An 18090-nucleotide genomic window follows, 5' to 3' on the forward strand; every position below is an offset into this window, starting at 1 on the left:
AAATCCTCAGTGCCCGTTAAGGCCCCAGTCTAACAGGTCTGGCGCCCGCCGGGCCAACGAAGTACAGCGAGCCTAGCTAAAATCTGCACGAACTATTTCGTGGCTCCTGCGGCCTCGCGAATGCACCGCCGCTGCCGTCTGGAAAATCAGATCGCGAACGAGCGCATCTTCGGTTCCATGAAATCACGAGCGCCGGCAGCATCCAACAAATCAAGATACGGTTCACATGCGCTCAGTGCATCACGATCGTTTGATGGCGGTCTTTCATGAGCGCGGCGTCGAGGTTCGTTTGGCTGATCGAAAACGATTGAGTCTGCCGCTGCGAGGCGGAAATGGCCGGCGTTTGAAACAGTGTCACCAATCGCCGATAGGCAACCCGTGACAGCCCTTCGATCAGTTCGTCGTCAATGAGGACGACATATTCACCGGCAGGCTGAACGCCCTCCAGGTCCTGAAGGGTGAATGGGCTACTGAACGAAGCGGTGGTCCGCGTTGTCCTGATGGTCAAAGTGAGATGTCCTGGACGAGCCTGCATTGCTGGCAGTCAAGCCAATTGGACTCGCTGGTGAGTCTGGAGGCCCGTTGCGACAACATATCTGTCGTTGCCTGCTCATGCTGAGCAAAATTGCACAGGTTTGCCATAAACTGGTCAACACCCATTAGTGAGCGGCACGTCGCGCAAACGAGCGGCATCTGAGCAATTTTGTACAGTATCTGCCCTCGCTCAGGATTACTCTTGAAAACCTGTGGTGGTGCTACCGCCTGGGCTGTCCGACAGTGAGGACGCAAGGATGAACATGTCAGGCGAAAGCCTTCTCGTCATATTGGTTGTCGGCATCGCCGCCGGTTGGCTTGCGGGCCAGATCGTTCAGGGTACAGGCCTGGGCCTCCTCGGCGATCTCGTCGTGGGAGTCGCGGGCGCCTTCATTGCGAGCTGGATACTTCCGCAGCTCGGAATCTATCTCGGTTCGGGCATTGTCTCGGCGATCATTAATGCCGCGATCGGGGCGATAGTGCTTCTTCTGATCATCAGGCTGGTCCGCGGAAGAAGCCGATGGGGAGGGCGCTGGAGCGGAGGATGGCGGAACCGCTGGTAGACGCAGTTCTTGAAACCTGGAGCGAGTATCGTGACGATCACGGAAATACGCGTGCCGGCGACCATAAAATTCGATGCTCAAGCGTCGATCGGACGTTGGTTCAAGCGTACCGGCGATGCCGTGAGTCTTAACGAGCCTGTTGTTGAAATCGAAATCGGCAATACGACGCACGAAGTATGTTCACCCATAACCGGCATCCTGTCAGAAATCCTGGTCAGGGATGGGCAAGGCGTCGGGCCTGACATCTTGCTTGGAACGGTTACGACATACTGATCGCCATGCTGGGCGCAGGATTGCATTATCGGTCGCGATCTCCAGGCGCAATCCAGATTCCAAGTTGTGAGAAATTCGCGCCAGCAGGCTCGCTATTCGATCCCTTGATCTCTATATTCTCGTTGATGCCGATCAACCATCGAGATTGGTCGGATTGCGCGGAGACTTCCCACGAAAGGGCTCTGCATGTTCAAATCAAAGCATTATCGTGCAAAAGCGACCGAGTACGGCGAACTGGTCAGGACTTCGACCAGCCCCGAGGAAAGCCGCGAATTTCAGGAATTGAAGGATCGCTTCGCCTGGCTGTCGGATAGCGAGCAGGGGCTCGCGAACGATTATAACGATGCGGTGCACGTCACGGAGCAAGACCAATCCCGTGACGCAGCCCTTGCTGCCGAGGAAGAGCACGTTCTGCGATGCCTTGGGGCGGCGGTCATCATGCAATGGAACAGCTTGCCGACGACGCTGCAACGGGAGGTCTTCGACACCGCCGAATCCGTGGGAAAATTGTTGGATACGGTGGCGCTTCGGGGACAGATTGCCCGCTTTCTGCACAAGCACAAGGATGATGCCGCTCGCAGCGAACTGACTCCAATCGACGGTACGCGCAGCGACGCTGCGGCTTTGTGCCGGTGGGACAATGAGGGAGGCGCGGTCCGCGACACACTACCGATGTGAACAAGCATCGACCGCTGCGGACGAAGACAGAATCTCTCCGCGATCAATATGCCGCGCTTGGCAAGCTGAACCTTGCAGCGATTCAATGCGGGCAGGCTGATGCCCGGGATCGTGATCAGCGCAGGTGAAGAACCCGGTCGGTGCCAGTTTGCTGCAACTGGAGTGACGAAAGATGAGTTCACCGGTCCCTGATTTCATCGCAACCGAAGCGCGCTTTGGAGCCCAGAACTACGCGCCGCTCGGTGTCGTTCTGTCCCGTGGCGAAGGCGTCTTTGTGTGGGATACGCAAGGCAACCGCTATCTCGACTGCCTCTCCGCCTATTCGGCGGTTAATCAGGGCCACTGCCATCCGAAGATCCTGGCCGCCATGGTGGAGCAGGCGGGCAAGCTGACATTGACTTCGCGGGCCTTCCACAACGACCAACTGGCGCCGTTCTACGAGCAGATCGCGGAGCTCACCGGTTCGCACAAGGTGCTGCCGATGAACAGCGGCGCCGAGGCGGTGGAAAGCGCGATCAAGTCCGTGCGTAAATGGGGTTACGAGGTGAAGGGGGTGCCGGACGGGCAAGCCGAGATCATCGTCTGCGCCGACAACTTCCATGGACGTACCCTCGGTATCGTCGGCTTCAGCACCGATCCGGCGTCACGCGACCATTTCGGGCCGTTCGCGCCGGGCTTTCGGATCATCCCCTTCGGCGACGCCAAGGCGTTGGAGGAGGCAATCACGCCGAATACGGTCGCCTTCCTGGTCGAGCCGATCCAGGGCGAGGCTGGTGTGATCATCCCGCCATCAGGCTATTTCGCCAAAGTGCGCGAACTCTGCACCGCGCATGACGTGATGTTGATCCTCGACGAGATCCAGACCGGGCTCGGCCGCACCGGCAAACTGCTCGCCGAGCAGCACGAAGGAATTGAAGCCGACGTGACGCTGCTCGGCAAAGCGTTGTCCGGCGGCTTCTATCCGGTATCGGCCGTGCTTTCGAACAATGCGGTGCTCGGTACCCTGAAACCCGGCCAGCACGGTTCGACCTTCGGCGGCAACCCGCTCGCTTGCGCAGTGGCACGCGCAGCCCTGCGCGTGCTTGTCGAGGAGGGGATGATCGAGAATGCAGCCGTGCAGGGCGCGCGCTTCCTCGACGGCCTGAGGAGCATCCGCGCCAATACGATCCGCGAGGTGCGCGGACGCGGGCTGATGCTGGCGGTCGAGCTTCACCCGGAAGCGGGCGAGGCACGTCGTTACTGTGAGGCACTCCAGGGCATGGGCATCCTTGCCAAGGATACCCATGAACACACGATCCGCATCGCCCCGCCGCTCGTGATCACAGGCGATCAGGTCGACTGGGCGCTGGAGCGGATCGACGCTACTTTGAAGCAGGATTTCTCGTGAGGGGCAGGCGCACGTTCTTCACAGCATCGCGAATGCGCTTGAGACCATTGCGACCGGCTTGTTGTCGCTGGCGCTCATCAGCGTGACGCGCCCGAAACTCATGGTGCGCCCGAGACGAATCACCCGTGCGTCGGCGATCACGTCGGACGAGGTGACCGCGCGCATGAAGTGGGTGGTTTGATCGACTGTTGTCATCGGCCGGTACCCGCGATTGGCCGCCAGATTTGCAATCACCATCGCGGTGTCGGCGAACGCCATCAGCGCCTGGCCGCAAACCATGCCGCCGTTCCGGCACAGACGCTCTGAAAACGGCATGCGAAGGATTGCCCCCGGCTGCCAGTCGGATACGGCATCGGGCGGCGGCACGTGGTCGATGCGATCGATCGACAGGTTGAGGTCCTGCACCCAGGGCGCAAACACTTGGCCGAGGACGCGCCTTGCTTCCTCGATGCCGAATTCCTCGCCAGAGCTCGTCTCTTGCTGCATGAGTGCCGGTTCCTCTTTGTCCGTATGTTTCTGTCTATCCTAGAAGGTATTCGCGCAAAAAAGGCGCCGGCCGTTCGGCTTGAAAATGCCGGGCTTGAGGTCGTATAATCGGGGTAGCAGGAGTGGTGGACGATGTTCAGACGATTGGCACTGATTTTTAGCGTGATCGCCATGGGTCTGCTGCTCAACGGCTGCACCAAATGCGGCCCGATCTGGGACGATTGGCTGCCTAAATCCTGCAAGTCAGATAACCTGTAGCGCGCTGGCGGAGGCGCTTGGCGTTGCGGCCGGCGCAATGATATATTTCCGGGGAAAATGCAGGGAGCATCCCATGAAGTTTCTACGCGCAGCGGCAGTCATGGCGTTGCTGACGGGCCCGGCTTACGCGCAGATGCCCAACATCAATCTGATTCCGGAAACGGCGTCCAAGACGCCTGACCAGATTGAAGCGGAGCAGGCGAGAGACAAGGCCTACAAGGAATCGCTGAAAAAAATTCCGGACGCCAAGGTTTCCTCCGATCCGTGGGGCAATGTGCGCTCGGATACGCCGAAGACTTCCGCCAGCCAGGCTCCCACGAAGCAGCCATCCGCAAAACCACGCATCAAAACCGGCAGCAACGCGAACTAGACGCGTAACCCGGCGGACGCCGCCGCGCCCGTGCAGGCTTTTGCGGCCGGTTGATCCAGCAATATTTGAAATAGCGGCGCGGCGTCCGCGGTCATCTGGTCCCTCGACACCTCGATTTCTCCGGCTGAGCCGGCCGAGGGGGGCTGGGGACCGGCGCCCGCGCGCCCTATATTGAGCCGGTCGTGATGTGTTGGAGTTGGCGACATGGCCTTTCGCCCGCGCGATCTGGCAGACCGTATGGCCGGCCGCCGCAAGCCGGACGATGGTTATCTGCGCGAGACCTTCACTTTGCCGCGCGACAAGGCCCGGACCAAGGCGCGTGATTTTCTCTCCCGCTATCCCAAGGCCGCCTATATGAGCGGTGTCGAAAGCTGGCGCGAATTGCCTGGCGGCGATATCGAGTTCACGATGCGGCGGTTGCGGAGCGCCGACTAAAACCTTTCGGTCCCGACATCGCTCAAAAAATGTGATCGCGTCTGTTGCGGACATCTTGGAACCGGCCTTCCGTAAAATTTCGCGGGAATTGACGTTTCCCGATAACGGCTGCTGAAGCATTTTTGCCTATCCTCGCGCGCGAGGACTACGATGGCGAAACACCGCAACGACGGCGGCAGGCGCAAGGGCATCCGGGTCGACCTGCATACTCCGGGATTTCTGATCCCGGCGCCCGAGGCGCCATGGATCGAGTGCACCATCGTCGATGTTTCCGACGACGGGGTTTGCCTGGATGTCGGCGCGCTGGCGGTGCCGAAACTGTTCGGTCTTGCATTCACCTCGGGCGGCGAGGTGCTCCGGGTATGTTCATTGATCTGGCGTCGGGGCGAACGGGTCGGCGCGCGCTTCGTTACCGCAAAGGAACTTCGGCTAGGCCTGGCGCCAGGTGAAGCCGATCAGCAGCCTGAAAAAGCGGAGATTGCGTCGTTTTAGCTGAAGGCGATGATGGATGCCGGCGGGTTGCCGAGCTATGCCGATTCGCGCTTCTTATGGTTCATGTTTTCTTACCGGCGGGTTCGGGGCTGCGGTTTGCCGAGATGGTGCGAACCAGAGGTTACCCGCGGGATTTCACGGAAGCCTCAGTGAAGCTGCGGCTGTCGGCCGAAGCGGCCTCTCCAAGAAAGAAGCCGCCGCAGGGGTTACCGGCGACGGCTGTTCCGAGAGCGCGCACCAAAGGCGAGACGTTTTTATTTCAGCGAGCTGTTGAGCGACGAGAACTGGGTATTGAGATTGGAGCCGATGCCGTTGACGACAGCGATAATGGCGAGTGCGATACCCGCGGCGATAAGGCCGTATTCGATTGCAGTGGCACCAGATTCATCAGCCAAAAATCTAACAAAAGTGCGTTTCAAAGCCTGCCTCCTCCTGGGAACTCTGCGACGTGACGCAGCGCCGGGGGTTTACAGGCGGACCATCTAAAGTTGAGTAAACTTCGATTCTGCAATTTTATCGTCAAAATCGATACTTGATCGATTTTGAATTTCAACAGGCGAGTTTGGACATTTGTTGGGGGTGTCGCAGCGGAAGGCTCGGCGAGGGTGCCCGCAAGAAGCCGGAAGACTGGCTTATTTGGGGTCTGAAGGCTGGGCAGCCTTTGAAATTCGCTTCTTGCGCTTGGTGTTCGCGACGGTGTCGCCAGTAGCCAGTTCGGTTTCGACCGCTTCTGCCTCTTTGGCTTTTCTCAGGACGCGCAGCCGTTCCATGTTCTTGCGGACTGCAACGGCTTGGCGTTCGACCTCGGCCATGGCTCGCACGCCTTCCTCGGCGGCGACGCGTTGCCGGTTGGCCCTGGCGATGCTTTCGGGTGAGAGGTCACCAGGTTTCTTGCCGGTCATGTGCCTCTCCAGCTTGCCGTCAGGCCAAGCCCGCTCAACCCTTGGATCGAGCGGGCAGCCAACACCATTTCAGTACATCCGTGAAATGGCGCGAAGGGCTTAGGCTAGCGAGAGGTTCTCTGCGCTGGTCTTGCCCCGCATCTTGTCGGCCTTGACTTCGAAGTTCACCTTCTGGCCTTCGGCCAGACCGGTAAGACCCGCCCGTTCGACCGCACTGATATGTACGAACACGTCATTGCCGCCGTCATTAGGCTGGATGAATCCGAAGCCCTTTTGGCCATTGAACCACTTAACTGTGCCTGTCGGCATGTCTCTTCTCCAAAGCGCGCACGCGCAAAAACTCGCATGACCATCACGCGATTCAATTCAATTTTGACGATGTCACTGGAAAAAGAGCCCGCAGGCGCGTTCAACAAGGCACAGCGGCTAATCGAATGTCGCCAATCTATAGACTTTTGATTGAAAATACAACCCCGTTGAAACGTGGTTGGGTGCGTATCGCCCGGGGGTTGGGCCGTTTTCGGCGCCGAGTAAACAGGCCGGCCGGCTGCGTGCAAACGTGCCATTTGGGCAACATTGCGGCGTAAAATACAATCTGGGCTGGTAGCCGCTGTCTTCACACCAGAATTTCATGCAGAACGCGGTTGGCGCTTTTTTGATCATGCTGGGGACTGGAAATGCAGCGTTTTGCCATCGTCGGGGCGGGATTACTTTCGATTGCTGGATTTATCGGCGCAGCATCCGCGGCTGATCTGGCGGCTCGTCCATACACCAAGGCTCCGCCGATGGCCGAAGCCGTCTACAATTGGACCGGCTTCTATGTCGGCGTTAACGGCGGCGGCGGCTGGGGACACACGGGTGAATTTTCCACCCTGTTTGGGACGACCACCAGCCACGATACGTCGGGGGCACTGGCAGGCGGTCAGGTCGGCTACAACTGGCAGGCTGGAGCGTGGGTGTTCGGCGTCGAGGCCGACGGCGATTGGGCCAACATCAGCGGGTCCGCGCCTTGCCCAAGCCCGATAGCCTCTTGCGCATCCAATACGCGTGACCTGGCCTCGTTTCGCGGACGGGTCGGCTGGGCAACCGGACCGGTGCTGCTCTACGCAACGGGCGGATTAGGGTATGCCAACGCACATTACAGCGCCCTGTCGGTTGTGGGCGCGTTGCCCGCTCCGGGGACGACGGGCGTCTACAATGCCGATCGTTGGGGCTATGCGGTCGGTGCCGGCCTCGAATATGGCTTCGCTGCCAACTGGAGCGCCAAGATCGAGTACATGCACTACGACTTCGACTCCGTAACCTCGCCGGCAGGAACCCTTGGCGATCCCATTGCGCTCAGCTTGCGCGTGGATACCGTCAAAGCCGGCGTCAACTACCGCTTCGGCTGGGGCGGCCCGGTGGTCGCGAAATACTGACCTGGATTTCTCCGCAGACAAAGAAAAAGCCCCGGGCATCGTCCGGGGCTTTTTTATTCTCGCGCGGATCGCCATACCCGATCGTTCACCAGTCGTTGAGGAAAGGTGATTGAACCTGTTGGGCCGTCCCTGAGTCGTAACCACTGGGTCGGGGGTTAGAGGGATGGTATGTCCGAGTCACCGGATTTCAGGAAATGGGCTGCCCGGGTCGCCCGCCAGGCCGACAAGGAGCGGGACGCCAGCGAAGCCCATCGCCTGATGAGCATTGCCGAATACTGGGTAAGGCTTGCCGACATTGAGGATTGGCAGCGCGACAGTCAGGCCGGCGACAACGCCACCACGCACTAGGTGGTGTGGACTCTAAGGATTCCCTTTTAGGAGCAAATCAGATTCAAGGCTGCTTTTTGGGAGGCAGCCTTGGGTGTGATGGACCGTTTGGTTTTGAGCGACGCGGCGTGGGAGCGGATGGCGCCGCTGATCATAGGTCGGCCCGACCAGAAAGGGTCGACTGGACGCGACAACCGGATGTTCGTGGAGGGCGTGCTGTGGATCGTGCGTACGGGCTCTCCCTGGCGTGATCTTCCGGAGACGTTCGGGGATTGGAACAGCGTATTCCGGCGCTTCAGTCGATGGAGCATCAAGGGTGTTTGGTGGCGGATCTTCGAGGCGATGTCCGATGATCCGGACTTCGAATATCTGGTCATGGACTCCACCATCGTTCGGGCGCATCAGCACGCGGCCGGGGCGAAAAAAGGGGGTCTGAAGATCAGGCGCTCGGCCGCTCGCGCGGTGGCCTGAGCACCAAGATACATATGGCCGTTCGCGGCTTGGGATGTCCCGTGCGGTTCACGCTTACCGCGGGTCAGAAGGGCGATGCACCGCAAGCCGCCGCATTGATCGAGGGATTACCCGCCGAGGTCGTCATGGCCGATGCGGCCTATGATGCCGATCACTTGCGCCAAGCCATCGCCGCCAAGGGGGCGCTCGCTGTCATCCCCAACAACCCGTCACGTGCGCTCAAATATCCGCTCGACAAGCATCTCTATGCCCAGCGCCATCTCGTGGAATGCTGCTTCTCAAAACTCAAACAGTTCCGCCGCGTCGCAACACGCTTCGAGAAAACGGCACGAAATTATCGGGCCGTCGTTACTCTCGCCGCCATTGCCCTATGGCTGCGGTAAATGTCCACACCACCTAGCGGGATGCTGTCCCGATGGGATGCGCGCAAAAAAGCCGCCGCTGAATGACCAGCGACGGCCTGTTCGATGAACTTCCCAGAGCGCGCGTGTTTATTTCAGCGAGCTGTTGATCGACGAGAACTGGGTGTTGAGATTGGAGCCGATCCCGTTAACGACCGCGATAATGGCGAGTGCGATACCGGCTGCGATCAGTCCGTATTCGATGGCGGTTGCCCCGGATTCATCGGACAAGAACTTAAGGAAAGTGCGCTTCAAGCTTGCCTCCTTGCGGTGATGCCAAAACTGACTTGCCCCGTAAATGTACGGTACATGATCTAAGGTTGAGTAAACCTCATTGCCTCAATTTGAAGATCGAAATCGATTCAAATTTTCGATAATGCGGGAGTCGGTATCGGCGTCCGCGCCGCAAAACCGAGGTTGAATGTTCGAGTACACGACCAAAGAGAAGCTCAAAATAACCGCCGGGGCGGTGGCTGCTCTGGTCGTCGTAGGATGGGCTGTCGTGCTGGCGATCGTGTTTCTATCGGTGCGATAAAAAAGGCCGCCAGTTGCGGCGGCCCCATGGAAAGTGCCATTGCGCTGCACCACGCCGCCAAGCTGAATAATGCTTGGCGGCGAGGCACTCGAACTGGAAATTGCAATCCTCCAGCATGACCAGATACGTCCTCGTCCGGCCAGGGTTTCATAGGAGTAGGGGGCAGCTGCTCGCCGGATTCAGGCCATTGGCGGATTCGAAACAGGCCCCCTGAAATGCACAACGCCACCAAGCTGAATGATGCCTGGTGGCGTTGGTTTAGATCCGGACAGCGCAATCCCCCGGTCGCTATTGGTCTGTGCAGGTCGCGCCAAGGTTCAAAGAAAAAGCCCGCCCGATGGAGACCAAAGGGCGGGGCAAGTTTATTTGGTTGGCAAGCGTAGAAACTGGCACCGCAGACGGCGCCAAGGCCCCAACCATACTATGCCGCCGTGCCGGCCGTGCCGGGAACGATTGTCGCCGCAAACGGCACAACTTCCCAAATCCGGCCCTGATTTCTTCCCGGGCTCGGCCGCTTCTATTGGACGCTGCGATACCGGCCGAAACGGTCACGCCCAGCTTCAAAGCCGGCCATAAACGAAAAGCCCGGCTTTGAGGGCCGGGCTGATCGTAAATATAATCGCAAATATAATCGTAAGTATTTTTTAACGTCAGTGAATGTGGACAGTTAAAAGGAAGTAACCGGCGGCGTCTGTCCACTATGTAACACTGGAACTTGCACCTTCAACTGAGGCGGCCCGGCTGCGTTCCCCCCGTCGGTCACGCGCCGGGCCTAACCGGTCGTGGAGATTTTGCGTCTGATCCAACCGGCTAAATTAATTTATGAAGTTCATGTGTTAAAGATTGGGCTTACGCGCTCTGATTTCACGGCAGCACCAGGCTGCGCTGTATAGTCAGAAAAAATCCCCACTCTCGGGGGCGGGAGCGGGGATAGTTTGAGAAACCACGACGAATGTCACGCCGCCGTGGCGGGTTTTTTCTACCTGAGAGTTTTGACAGTAGGATATCGGGCCTAGTCGAATATTTTTTCGGGCTGGACGGTCCAAAACCAGAAGGCACCGTCGATTTAATCCGGGATGGAAGGGACCATACCTGGTACCGGCCGGGGCGCCGACTGAGGCGGCCTTAGCATTCTTCTGAAACGATATTGTTACAAACGTAGCAACGGAAAACCCTAACCGCGGCGTGCAGTGCGACGGCCGGAAGATCTCCCAACAAGGTCAACTCCCAATCGCATTTTTCGCAGCGCCGAACGGGCGAATCATTTTGTCGGTCGCTAAGGCGAGTCCGCGTCGATGGATGCCAATTGCCGCCACCTCGGTGATCGCGGCACGATGTCATGTCCGGTGAACGACTGATGGTCCGTATTGATCACTTCATCCAAAATAGGCCACTGCGAAAATCAAATCAGGGTGCTGCAATCAGAAGCAGGCCAACACTGAGAGGCCGCAAACACCATTTTCGGTCGGCGAGCGGGAGTGGCTTCGTGGCCCGCGTTCGAAAGATGTCAGCTATCGTCTAGTTGTGGCGGGTAATCTGGGTCCGAAGGAAATCGGCAAATTCATTAGGCTGCTTAAGGCCCAACAATCAGTCTTGTCGGATGACGATGATGATGGCGCTGAATAAAAAGGGCGCCAACTGAGGCGGCTTTACTTTCTTGGTAAGAGTCCCAGGACCATCCACTGGACAGGAAAGAGCGGGAAGAGCAGAGCGCCAAAAAGAAACCAGGCGCGTTCTGAACGCCCCCTCTCTGCCGCGTATTTTGCGGTGAAGCGACCGGACAGAAACGCCACGGCCAGAACGGGGATCGTGATGAAAACGATCAAGGGCAGCATGGCGGCTCCTCCAGATTCTTTTCGAGGCAGTGCTTGGGGTACATATGCGACCAGCCACGAAAATTCAAATTAGGCCAATGCCAAAATCAAACTAGGCCACTAGGAATTAAAACAGGCCAGCACCTTACTGCTCTTGCTCGGCATGACTGGCGTAGAGATACCTCACTTAGTCACGCATTGAACAATACAGAAACATCTTGAAATAATTCAAACTGAACCACTTTATAGGCCGGCACCCGTCGGTTGATGGTTGGCCATTTCTGAGAATCCGAATTAGGCCACTGCCAAATTCAAACTAGGCCACTAGGAATTAAAACAGGCCAGTACCCACTTCGACAAAAGAACATATTGCGAACATAGAACAAACGTGGTACAAGGTTCCATAAGCTGATCACTTGCTCAATTCTCGCCGCCCGTTTGTCCCGCTAGCGAATCCCCGCCATAAGGAGCACCACCTATGTCCGCCACTGCCCTGCGTATCGTCGAAGGATCCTCCATGGATAAGTCCAAAGCCTTGTCTGCCGCGCTTTCCCAGATCGAGCGTCAGTTCGGCAAGGGCTCGGTGATGAAGCTGGGCAAGAACGACCGTTCGATGGATATCGAGACCATTTCCTCGGGTTCGCTGGGATTGGATATCGCGCTCGGTGTCGGCGGATTGCCGCGGGGGCGGGTGGTTGAAATTTACGGGCCGGAATCCTCCGGCAAGACCACGCTGGCGCTGCATACGGTGGCGGAAGGCCAGAAGAAGGGCGGCATCTGCGCCTTCATCGATGCCGAACATGCGCTCGATCCAGTCTATGCCAGGAAGCTCGGCGTCAACATCGATGAGCTCCTGATCTCGCAGCCCGACACCGGCGAGCAGGCGCTGGAAATTTGCGACACGCTGGTGCGCTCCGGTGCGGTCGACGTGCTGGTGGTGGACTCGGTGGCGGCGCTGGTGCCGCGCGCCGAACTCGAAGGCGAGATGGGCGATGCGCTGCCCGGCCTGCAGGCGCGGCTGATGAGCCAGGCGCTGCGCAAGCTCACCGCCTCGATCAACAAATCCAACACCATGGTGATCTTCATCAACCAGATCCGGATGAAGATCGGTGTGATGTACGGCTCGCCGGAAACCACTACCGGCGGCAACGCGCTGAAATTCTATGCCTCCGTTCGTCTCGACATCCGCCGCATCGGCGCGATCAAGGAGCGCGACGAGGTGGTCGGCAACCAGACCCGCGTCAAGGTGGTGAAGAACAAGCTGGCGCCGCCGTTCAAGCAGGTCGAATTCGACATCATGTATGGCGAGGGTGTCTCCAAGATGGGCGAGATCCTCGATCTCGGCGTCAAGGCCGGCATCGTCGAGAAGTCCGGCGCCTGGTTCTCCTATGATAGCCAGCGCCTGGGGCAGGGCCGCGAGAACTCGAAGGCATTCCTCAAGGCCAACCCCGACATGACCGCCAAGATCGAAGCGGCAATCCGCCAGAACTCTGGCCTGATCGCCGAACAGATCCTGGCCGGTTCGCCCGAGCGCGACGCCGACGGCGAAGAGCCGGAGGCTGCGGAGGATTGAGTTTTTGCAAACTTGGGTCGCGTGACCGAAGTTTCGACAGACGCGGGCGCTGAGGACGTTGAGTTGCCGACGTTTTCGGTGCCCGTTTTGTTTCTGTGAATAGCTTTTGGTGAGAGCATGAAGCCTCTGGTCCTGACCGGCTGGCCGATCCCTGGCTTCATTGAAGCGGACCTCGGCGATCTCGCGGTTAATTTTTTCTTTCGCTTCGTGTGGGGACAGTTGCCGTCTCCAGACGAACTTGCAGCTTATTTTGGCCCTCGGACGCCCGACCACGGCCCCAGCCACGGCTACCACTGGTCAGACTTTGCGAGTCGCTGGGAACGGAGCAAAAACGAAGGTCTGCGGGATCTCAGCTTGGCCGAATTTTGCCAGCAATACGAGACCGTCGAACTCTGGTTCGACACGCGTCCGAACGCTCAATTGCAACTGATCTGGCTGCTCGATGACTTCCGTTCCAATCCCGAGACCGTGGCCAGGTTGAAATTGCGTCTGCTACCCAGCGATATGATCGGGATTCCCCCGGGAGGCTTTGGCACGTGGCGGCCGCCGCTCGTCGACGTCACCGAACAGGAACTCGCAACGGCAAGCGCCGCATGGCAAGCGTATCGGGCGACGACGCCGGAGGCTTGCTTCGGTCTGCTTCGTCGGGATTTGAGCGCGTTGCCGTTGCTCAGGCCGGTCCTGCTCGACCTGCTCGAAGAGCTGCCCTCCGCTTCGACAGGGCTTGGCGCCACGGAAATGCGGATGCTGGAACTAATTGGGAGGGGATATTCGCTTACGAACGCACTTTTCCATCTTTGGGACCTCCGCCAGACCCGCGTCTTCGACGAGTGGGAGAACGGGTATCTGCTTGATGGGCTTGCGCTTGGTCCGACGCCTGCTGTTACCGGCCTCGATGACGAGTTGCGCACGATCAGCCGAAAAAATCTGCGGGATCGCCAAACGGCTTACCACCGCAGCGAGCTCTCGCTGACCGAATTCGGCAAATCGATTCTTGCTCACAAAGAAGATTTCAGCCGCCATAACCCGATCGATCGTTGGTGGGGCGGCACGAGGCTGACCAACGCGTGTTTGTGGCGCTGGGCTCCTGTTCTGACGGCTCCTGCGGAGCGGTGATGATATGACGCGTCTGATCCTGACGACGAACGACTCAGGATCGGGAGCCCTCAAGGGCGCCCGCATCGCCGACATCGTGATCCCGTTCGGATATCGCTTTGTCTGGGGACCGCTGCCGTCAGATACCGATATCGCAACGTCGTTGATGACGCTTTCCTCGCAGCACGACCAGGCGGACGACAACTGGTCGTTTCGTATCTACCGCAAGCATCTCGGAGACATTGATAGCCGCACTGGCCTCATCGATCTTTGCGAGCTGTTCGATACGATCGAATTATGGATCGATCCCGATCCGAATGCACAACTGATCCTGATCTGGCTGCTCGACTATTTGCGTCCTCACGAGAAAATCGTTTCGAAGCTGTTTTTGGTACAGGCGGACACTCCCATCGGTAGCCACGGTTCCGAAGAAGTAGCTGCGTGGCGGATACCCGCCATCAAGATACTGAATGGGCATCTCGAAATAGCTGGCTTGGCCTGGCAGGCCTATCGCGCGCCGACGCCGCGGGACTGGTTCGATCTTTTGCCGAGGGATTTGAGCCTTCTGCCGTGTCTTCGGCCGGCTGTCGTGATGTTACTCGAAGAACTTCCCATGCCCGGCTCCGGTCTCGGCGCGACGGAAATGCGGATGCTTGAATTGATCTCGGAAGGTAACGCGTTTCCGTTCGACGTTTTTCCAGGCCATCAGAAGCGCAACGAGCGGCGTGTGTTCGGCTATTGGGAGGTCGGCTCCCTGCTGGATGATTTGGCGCGCTGTCCGGCGCCCGCGGTGTCGGATCTGGATGAGGGGCCGTTCACGTTGGAGATGCACGACGATCGCGATCGTCACGAACGCTACAAGCGAAGCAGATTGTCGCTCACTGAACTTGGCAAAGCGGTCGTTGCGAAGGCCGACGATTTCAGCCGGCATAACCCGATCCATCGCTGGTGGGGCGGCACCGAATTAACCAACGATCGGCTGTGGCGGTGGGATAAGCCGAACAGCGCTTTGATCGCACCTTGAGATGGATGCAAATTCGCACGGGCCGTCATTGCCGAGATTGACCCGGCAATCCGTCCCCTGCGGTCGAGTCATTTCGGATGGATGCCCGGGTCAAGCCCGGGCATGACGAGGTAGCGGTTTGGCGGCCATCACTCCGCCGCCTGCGCGTACGCCTCAACCGGCGGACAGGAGCAGACGAGGTTGCGATCGCCATAGACATTGTCGACCCGTCCGACCGGACACCAGTATTTGTCGGTGCGCGAGGTGCCCGCCGGGAAACAGCCCTCGGCGCGGCTATAGGCGCGCGACCAGGCGTCGTCGGCGATGTCGTGCACGGTATGCGGCGCGTGGCGCAGCGGTGAGGCCTCGACCTTCCAGCGCCCCTGCTCGATCTCGGCAATCTCGCGACGAATCGCGATCATGGCGTCACAGAAACGATCCAGCTCCGCTTTCGATTCGGATTCAGTCGGTTCGATCATCAGCGTGCCCGGCACCGGAAAACTCATGGTCGGCGCGTGGAAGCCATAATCGATCAGCCGCTTGGCGATGTCGTCGACCGTGACGCCACTCGAATTCTTCAGCGGCCGCGGGTCGACGATGCATTCATGCGCCACGCGTCCCCGCGCATTGCGATACAACACCGGAAAATGTGCATCGAGTTTAGTCGCGATGTAATTGGCGTTGAGGATCGCGATCTCGGTGGCGCGCGTCAGGCCGTCGCCTGACATCATCAGGATGTAGATGTAGGAAATCGTCAGGATCGACGCCGAACCGAACGGCGCCGCCGACACCGGCCCGACCGCGTGCGGCGTGGCGCCCTCGGTTGCGGGATGGCAATTCGCTGGATGACCTGGCAGGAAGGGCGCAAGATGCGCTTTGACGCCGATCGGTCCCATGCCCGGGCCGCCGCCGCCATGCGGGATGCAGAAGGTCTTGTGCAGATTGAGATGGCTGACATCGGCGCCGTAATCGCCGGGCCGCGACAGCCCGACCTGCGCATTCATGTTGGCGCCGTCGAGATAGACCTGGCCGCCATGGCTGTGCACGATGTCGCAGATCTCGCGAATATGCTCCTCGAACACGCCATGGGTCGAGGGATAGGTGATCATCACGGCGGCGAGATTTTTCGAATGCTGCTCGACCTTGGCGCGCAGATCATTGACATCGACGTCGCCGCGCTTGTCGCAGGCGACCACCACGACCGTCATGCCGACCATGCTTGCGGACGCCGGATTGGTGCCGTGCGCCGATGAAGGAATCAGGCAGACGTTGCGATGCGGTTCGCCGCGCGCGGCGTGGTAGCCGCGGATCGCGAGCAGGCCGGCATATTCGCCCTGCGCGCCGGAATTCGGCTGCAGCGAGATCGCGTCATAGCCGGTGATATCGCACAGCCATTGCTCCAGCCGCGCAAACAATGCGTGATAGCCCGCAGCCTGCGCGCGCGGCGCGAACGGATGCAGATTGCCGAATTCCGGCCAGGTCAGCGGGATCATCTCGGAGGTGGCGTTGAGCTTCATGGTGCAGGAGCCGAGCGGAATCATCGCGCGGTCGAGCGCGAGATCGCGATCGCTGAGCTTGCGCATGTAGCGCAACAGCTCGGTCTCGGAGCGGTGCGCGTGGAATACCGGATGGGTGAGGAAGGCGCTGGCGCGTTTCAGCTCGGCTGGCAGCGCCTCGCGCGCGCTGGCCTCGATATCGGCGTAGGCCAACGCGCCGCCGAACGCGCGCCACACCGCCTCGACGGTAGCCGGTGTCGTGGTTTCGTCCAGCGCGATGCCGAGCGTGCCTTCACCAATCCTTAAATTGAGCTTTTCAGCAAAGGCGCGGGCAACGATTTCGTCGCGACGACCGCCGACGTCCACCGTCACGGTATCGAAGAAGGCTTCCGATTTCAGCGCAAAGCCGAGCTTGCGCAATCCGGCCGCCAGCACCGCTGTGCGGCGATGCACCCTGCGGGCGATCTCGGTCAGTCCCTCGGGGCCGTGATAGACCGCGTACATCGAGGCGATCACGGCGAGCAGCACCTGCGCGGTGCAGATGTTCGAGGTCGCTTTTTCGCGGCGGATATGCTGCTCGCGGGTCTGCAGCGCAAGGCGATAGGCCGGCTCGCCGCGTGAATCCACGGACAAACCGACGATGCGGCCGGGCAGGGAGCGCTTGAGCGCATCGCGCACCGCCATATAGGCCGCGTGCGGGCCGCCATAGCCCATCGGCACGCCGAAGCGTTGCGCCGATCCGATCGCGATATCGGCGCCGAGTTCGCCGGGTGAGGCCAATAGCGTCAACGCCAAAAGATCGGCCGCGACGATCGCCAGCGCGCCTTTCGCATGCAGCGACGCGATCGCAGGCTTGAGATCACGCACCGCGCCCGAAGTATCCGGATATTGCAGCAGGCCGCCGAACACGTCCGCGCGCTCGAGATCAACAGCGGGATCGCCAACGATCAGATTCCAGCCCAGTGGTTCGGCGCGGGTGCGCAGCACCGCCAGCGTCTGCGGATGCACTTCCGCATCGACGAAGAACGATTTGGTCTTGGCCTGCGCCGCGCGTTCCGCCAGCGCCATGGCTTCCGCCGCCGCCGTCGCCTCGTCGAGCAGCGAAGCGTTGGCGACATCAAGGCCCGCAAGGTCGCAGATCATGGTCTGGAAGTTGAACAAAGCTTCCAGCCGGCCCTGGCTGATCTCGGGCTGATACGGCGTATAGGCCGTATACCAGGCCGGATTTTCCAGGATGTTGCGCTGGATCACCGCCGGCAGGATTGTGCCGGAATAGCCTTGGCCGATCAGCGAGGTGAAGACCTGGTTCTGCGATGCCAGCTCGCGCATATGCGCCAGCGCTTCGGTCTCGCTCAGTGCCAGCCCTAGATCGAGCGGCGTCTTCTGCCGGATCGAGGAGGGCAGCGTCTCCGCCATCAGCGCATCCAGGCTTTTGGCGCCGACGGTTTCCAGCATCGCCGCGATGTCGCGCGGCGAGGGGCCGATGTGACGCCGCGCGAAATTGGTGGCGGCTTCGTTGGTCGGTTTGAACGGCGCGTTCATGGCTATCACCTTTTATTCGTATTCGTCATGCCCCGCA

Annotated in this window: 21 protein-coding genes and 1 pseudogene; 14 read left to right on the plus strand and 8 right to left on the minus strand. The window is 59.6% G+C overall.

The annotated features are described in order from the left end of the window. Positions 1-232 precede the first annotated feature (232 nt). Positions 233-508 carry a hypothetical protein gene (locus BLV09_RS01390; protein WP_146686063.1) on the minus strand — a complete coding sequence of 92 codons (276 nt, stop codon included), beginning with the start codon at positions 506-508 and terminating at the stop codon, positions 233-235. A 283-nt stretch (positions 509-791) separates the two neighbouring features. Here BLV09_RS01390 and BLV09_RS01395 point away from each other — a divergent pair, with 283 nt between their 5' ends. The 4 genes from BLV09_RS01395 (at position 792) to rocD (ending at position 3435) form a co-directional block, all read left to right on the plus strand. Beyond that, positions 792-1097 (plus strand): GlsB/YeaQ/YmgE family stress response membrane protein, encoded by a 306-nt coding sequence (locus BLV09_RS01395; protein ID WP_100386983.1) that lies wholly within the window; start codon positions 792-794, stop codon positions 1095-1097. A gap of 51 nt (positions 1098-1148) precedes the next feature. Beyond that, positions 1149-1370: a biotin/lipoyl-containing protein gene (locus BLV09_RS01400; RefSeq protein ID WP_433994459.1), complete on the plus strand. Its 222-nt coding sequence runs from the start codon at positions 1149-1151 to the stop codon at positions 1368-1370. A gap of 186 nt (positions 1371-1556) precedes the next feature. After that, the gene (locus tag BLV09_RS01405; protein WP_146686065.1) at positions 1557-2048 is read left to right on the plus strand and encodes a hypothetical protein; all 492 of its coding nucleotides are present in this window, start codon (positions 1557-1559) and stop codon (positions 2046-2048) included. A gap of 172 nt (positions 2049-2220) precedes the next feature. Then, positions 2221-3435, plus strand: coding sequence for an ornithine--oxo-acid transaminase (gene rocD / locus BLV09_RS01410; RefSeq protein WP_146686066.1), 1215 nt, complete (start codon positions 2221-2223; stop codon positions 3433-3435). A gap of 18 nt (positions 3436-3453) precedes the next feature. Here rocD and BLV09_RS01415 read toward each other — a convergent pair whose 3' ends face one another. Beyond that, on the minus strand, positions 3454-3921 hold the full coding sequence (locus tag BLV09_RS01415; RefSeq protein WP_146686067.1) for a PaaI family thioesterase: 468 nt from the start codon (positions 3919-3921) through the stop codon (positions 3454-3456). A gap of 132 nt (positions 3922-4053) precedes the next feature. Here BLV09_RS01415 and BLV09_RS01420 point away from each other — a divergent pair, with 132 nt between their 5' ends. From BLV09_RS01420 to BLV09_RS01435, 4 genes are all read left to right on the plus strand, one after another. Beyond that, complete coding sequence (locus BLV09_RS01420; RefSeq protein ID WP_100382730.1) at positions 4054-4179, plus strand: peptidylprolyl isomerase; 126 nt, start codon at positions 4054-4056, stop codon at positions 4177-4179. A 73-nt stretch (positions 4180-4252) separates the two neighbouring features. Next, the gene (locus tag BLV09_RS01425) at positions 4253-4549 is read left to right on the plus strand and encodes a hypothetical protein (RefSeq protein ID WP_174556515.1); all 297 of its coding nucleotides are present in this window, start codon (positions 4253-4255) and stop codon (positions 4547-4549) included. A 204-nt stretch (positions 4550-4753) separates the two neighbouring features. Beyond that, positions 4754-4984, plus strand: coding sequence for a hypothetical protein (locus tag BLV09_RS01430; RefSeq protein ID WP_100382729.1), 231 nt, complete (start codon positions 4754-4756; stop codon positions 4982-4984). A 150-nt stretch (positions 4985-5134) separates the two neighbouring features. Then, positions 5135-5476 carry a hypothetical protein gene (locus BLV09_RS01435; RefSeq protein WP_146686068.1) on the plus strand — a complete coding sequence of 114 codons (342 nt, stop codon included), beginning with the start codon at positions 5135-5137 and terminating at the stop codon, positions 5474-5476. 254 nt (positions 5477-5730) lie between these two features. On the opposite strand, the gene BLV09_RS01440 is transcribed toward BLV09_RS01435, so the two are convergent. From BLV09_RS01440 to BLV09_RS01450, 3 genes are all read right to left on the minus strand, one after another. Next, the gene (locus BLV09_RS01440; protein ID WP_100382727.1) at positions 5731-5895 is read right to left on the minus strand and encodes a Flp family type IVb pilin; all 165 of its coding nucleotides are present in this window, start codon (positions 5893-5895) and stop codon (positions 5731-5733) included. A 213-nt stretch (positions 5896-6108) separates the two neighbouring features. Continuing rightward, positions 6109-6378 carry a hypothetical protein gene (locus BLV09_RS01445; RefSeq protein ID WP_146686069.1) on the minus strand — a complete coding sequence of 90 codons (270 nt, stop codon included), beginning with the start codon at positions 6376-6378 and terminating at the stop codon, positions 6109-6111. Between the two features lie 99 nt (positions 6379-6477). Beyond that, positions 6478-6687 (minus strand): cold-shock protein, encoded by a 210-nt coding sequence (locus BLV09_RS01450; RefSeq protein ID WP_100382725.1) that lies wholly within the window; start codon positions 6685-6687, stop codon positions 6478-6480. 368 nt (positions 6688-7055) lie between these two features. Here BLV09_RS01450 and BLV09_RS01455 point away from each other — a divergent pair, with 368 nt between their 5' ends. From BLV09_RS01455 to BLV09_RS01465, 3 genes and pseudogenes are all read left to right on the plus strand, one after another. Beyond that, positions 7056-7796: an outer membrane protein gene (locus tag BLV09_RS01455; RefSeq protein WP_146686070.1), complete on the plus strand. Its 741-nt coding sequence runs from the start codon at positions 7056-7058 to the stop codon at positions 7794-7796. A 168-nt stretch (positions 7797-7964) separates the two neighbouring features. Beyond that, positions 7965-8144 carry a hypothetical protein gene (locus BLV09_RS01460; RefSeq protein ID WP_100382723.1) on the plus strand — a complete coding sequence of 60 codons (180 nt, stop codon included), beginning with the start codon at positions 7965-7967 and terminating at the stop codon, positions 8142-8144. Positions 8145-8261: 117 nt separating this feature from the next. Next, positions 8262-8977 (plus strand): annotated as a pseudogene (locus BLV09_RS01465) (IS5 family transposase). Between the two features lie 108 nt (positions 8978-9085). Here the strand turns inward: BLV09_RS01465 and BLV09_RS01470 are convergent. Together BLV09_RS01470 and BLV09_RS01475 are read right to left on the minus strand one after the other, a co-directional pair. Next, positions 9086-9250, minus strand: a complete 165-nt coding sequence (locus tag BLV09_RS01470) for a Flp family type IVb pilin (RefSeq protein ID WP_100382722.1) — start codon at positions 9248-9250, stop codon at positions 9086-9088. 1929 nt (positions 9251-11179) lie between these two features. Beyond that, a complete protein-coding gene (locus tag BLV09_RS01475) occupies positions 11180-11365 on the minus strand; it encodes a hypothetical protein (protein WP_146686072.1) in 186 nt (61 codons plus the stop codon). A gap of 457 nt (positions 11366-11822) precedes the next feature. Here BLV09_RS01475 and recA point away from each other — a divergent pair, with 457 nt between their 5' ends. The 3 genes from recA to BLV09_RS01490 all read left to right on the plus strand — a co-directional run bounded on the left by recA (position 11823) and on the right by BLV09_RS01490 (position 15036). Continuing rightward, on the plus strand, positions 11823-12917 hold the full coding sequence (gene recA, locus BLV09_RS01480; RefSeq protein WP_100382720.1) for a recombinase RecA: 1095 nt from the start codon (positions 11823-11825) through the stop codon (positions 12915-12917). A 117-nt stretch (positions 12918-13034) separates the two neighbouring features. Then, on the plus strand, positions 13035-14033 hold the full coding sequence (locus BLV09_RS01485; protein ID WP_174556516.1) for a hypothetical protein: 999 nt from the start codon (positions 13035-13037) through the stop codon (positions 14031-14033). A 4-nt stretch (positions 14034-14037) separates the two neighbouring features. Next, positions 14038-15036, plus strand: coding sequence for a hypothetical protein (locus BLV09_RS01490; protein ID WP_146686073.1), 999 nt, complete (start codon positions 14038-14040; stop codon positions 15034-15036). Between the two features lie 128 nt (positions 15037-15164). Here BLV09_RS01490 and gcvP read toward each other — a convergent pair whose 3' ends face one another. Beyond that, positions 15165-18053, minus strand: a complete 2889-nt coding sequence (gene gcvP / locus BLV09_RS01495; RefSeq protein ID WP_146686074.1) for an aminomethyl-transferring glycine dehydrogenase — start codon at positions 18051-18053, stop codon at positions 15165-15167. Between the last annotated feature and the right edge of the window lie 37 nt (positions 18054-18090).

The sequence above is a fragment of the Bradyrhizobium canariense genome (assembly GCF_900105125.1).
GTDB lineage: Bacteria > Pseudomonadota > Alphaproteobacteria > Rhizobiales > Xanthobacteraceae > Bradyrhizobium > Bradyrhizobium canariense_A.

Coding starts and splice junctions, on each gene's coding strand:
- BLV09_RS01450 (WP_100382725.1), bottom strand. CDS start 6,687: ATGCCGACAGGCACAGTTAAGTGGTTCAATGGCCAAAAGGGCTTCGGA.
- BLV09_RS01455 (WP_146686070.1), top strand. CDS start 7,056: ATGCAGCGTTTTGCCATCGTCGGGGCGGGATTACTTTCGATTGCTGGA.
- BLV09_RS01435 (WP_146686068.1), top strand. CDS start 5,135: ATGGCGAAACACCGCAACGACGGCGGCAGGCGCAAGGGCATCCGGGTC.
- BLV09_RS01460 (WP_100382723.1), top strand. CDS start 7,965: ATGTCCGAGTCACCGGATTTCAGGAAATGGGCTGCCCGGGTCGCCCGC.
- BLV09_RS01415 (WP_146686067.1), bottom strand. CDS start 3,921: ATGCAGCAAGAGACGAGCTCTGGCGAGGAATTCGGCATCGAGGAAGCA.
- BLV09_RS01420 (WP_100382730.1), top strand. CDS start 4,054: ATGTTCAGACGATTGGCACTGATTTTTAGCGTGATCGCCATGGGTCTG.
- BLV09_RS01485 (WP_174556516.1), top strand. CDS start 13,035: ATGAAGCCTCTGGTCCTGACCGGCTGGCCGATCCCTGGCTTCATTGAA.
- recA (WP_100382720.1), top strand. CDS start 11,823: ATGTCCGCCACTGCCCTGCGTATCGTCGAAGGATCCTCCATGGATAAG.
- BLV09_RS01490 (WP_146686073.1), top strand. CDS start 14,038: ATGACGCGTCTGATCCTGACGACGAACGACTCAGGATCGGGAGCCCTC.
- BLV09_RS01405 (WP_146686065.1), top strand. CDS start 1,557: ATGTTCAAATCAAAGCATTATCGTGCAAAAGCGACCGAGTACGGCGAA.
- BLV09_RS01445 (WP_146686069.1), bottom strand. CDS start 6,378: ATGACCGGCAAGAAACCTGGTGACCTCTCACCCGAAAGCATCGCCAGG.
- gcvP (WP_146686074.1), bottom strand. CDS start 18,053: ATGAACGCGCCGTTCAAACCGACCAACGAAGCCGCCACCAATTTCGCG.
- BLV09_RS01430 (WP_100382729.1), top strand. CDS start 4,754: ATGGCCTTTCGCCCGCGCGATCTGGCAGACCGTATGGCCGGCCGCCGC.
- BLV09_RS01475 (WP_146686072.1), bottom strand. CDS start 11,365: ATGCTGCCCTTGATCGTTTTCATCACGATCCCCGTTCTGGCCGTGGCG.
- BLV09_RS01425 (WP_174556515.1), top strand. CDS start 4,253: ATGAAGTTTCTACGCGCAGCGGCAGTCATGGCGTTGCTGACGGGCCCG.
- BLV09_RS01395 (WP_100386983.1), top strand. CDS start 792: ATGAACATGTCAGGCGAAAGCCTTCTCGTCATATTGGTTGTCGGCATC.
- rocD (WP_146686066.1), top strand. CDS start 2,221: ATGAGTTCACCGGTCCCTGATTTCATCGCAACCGAAGCGCGCTTTGGA.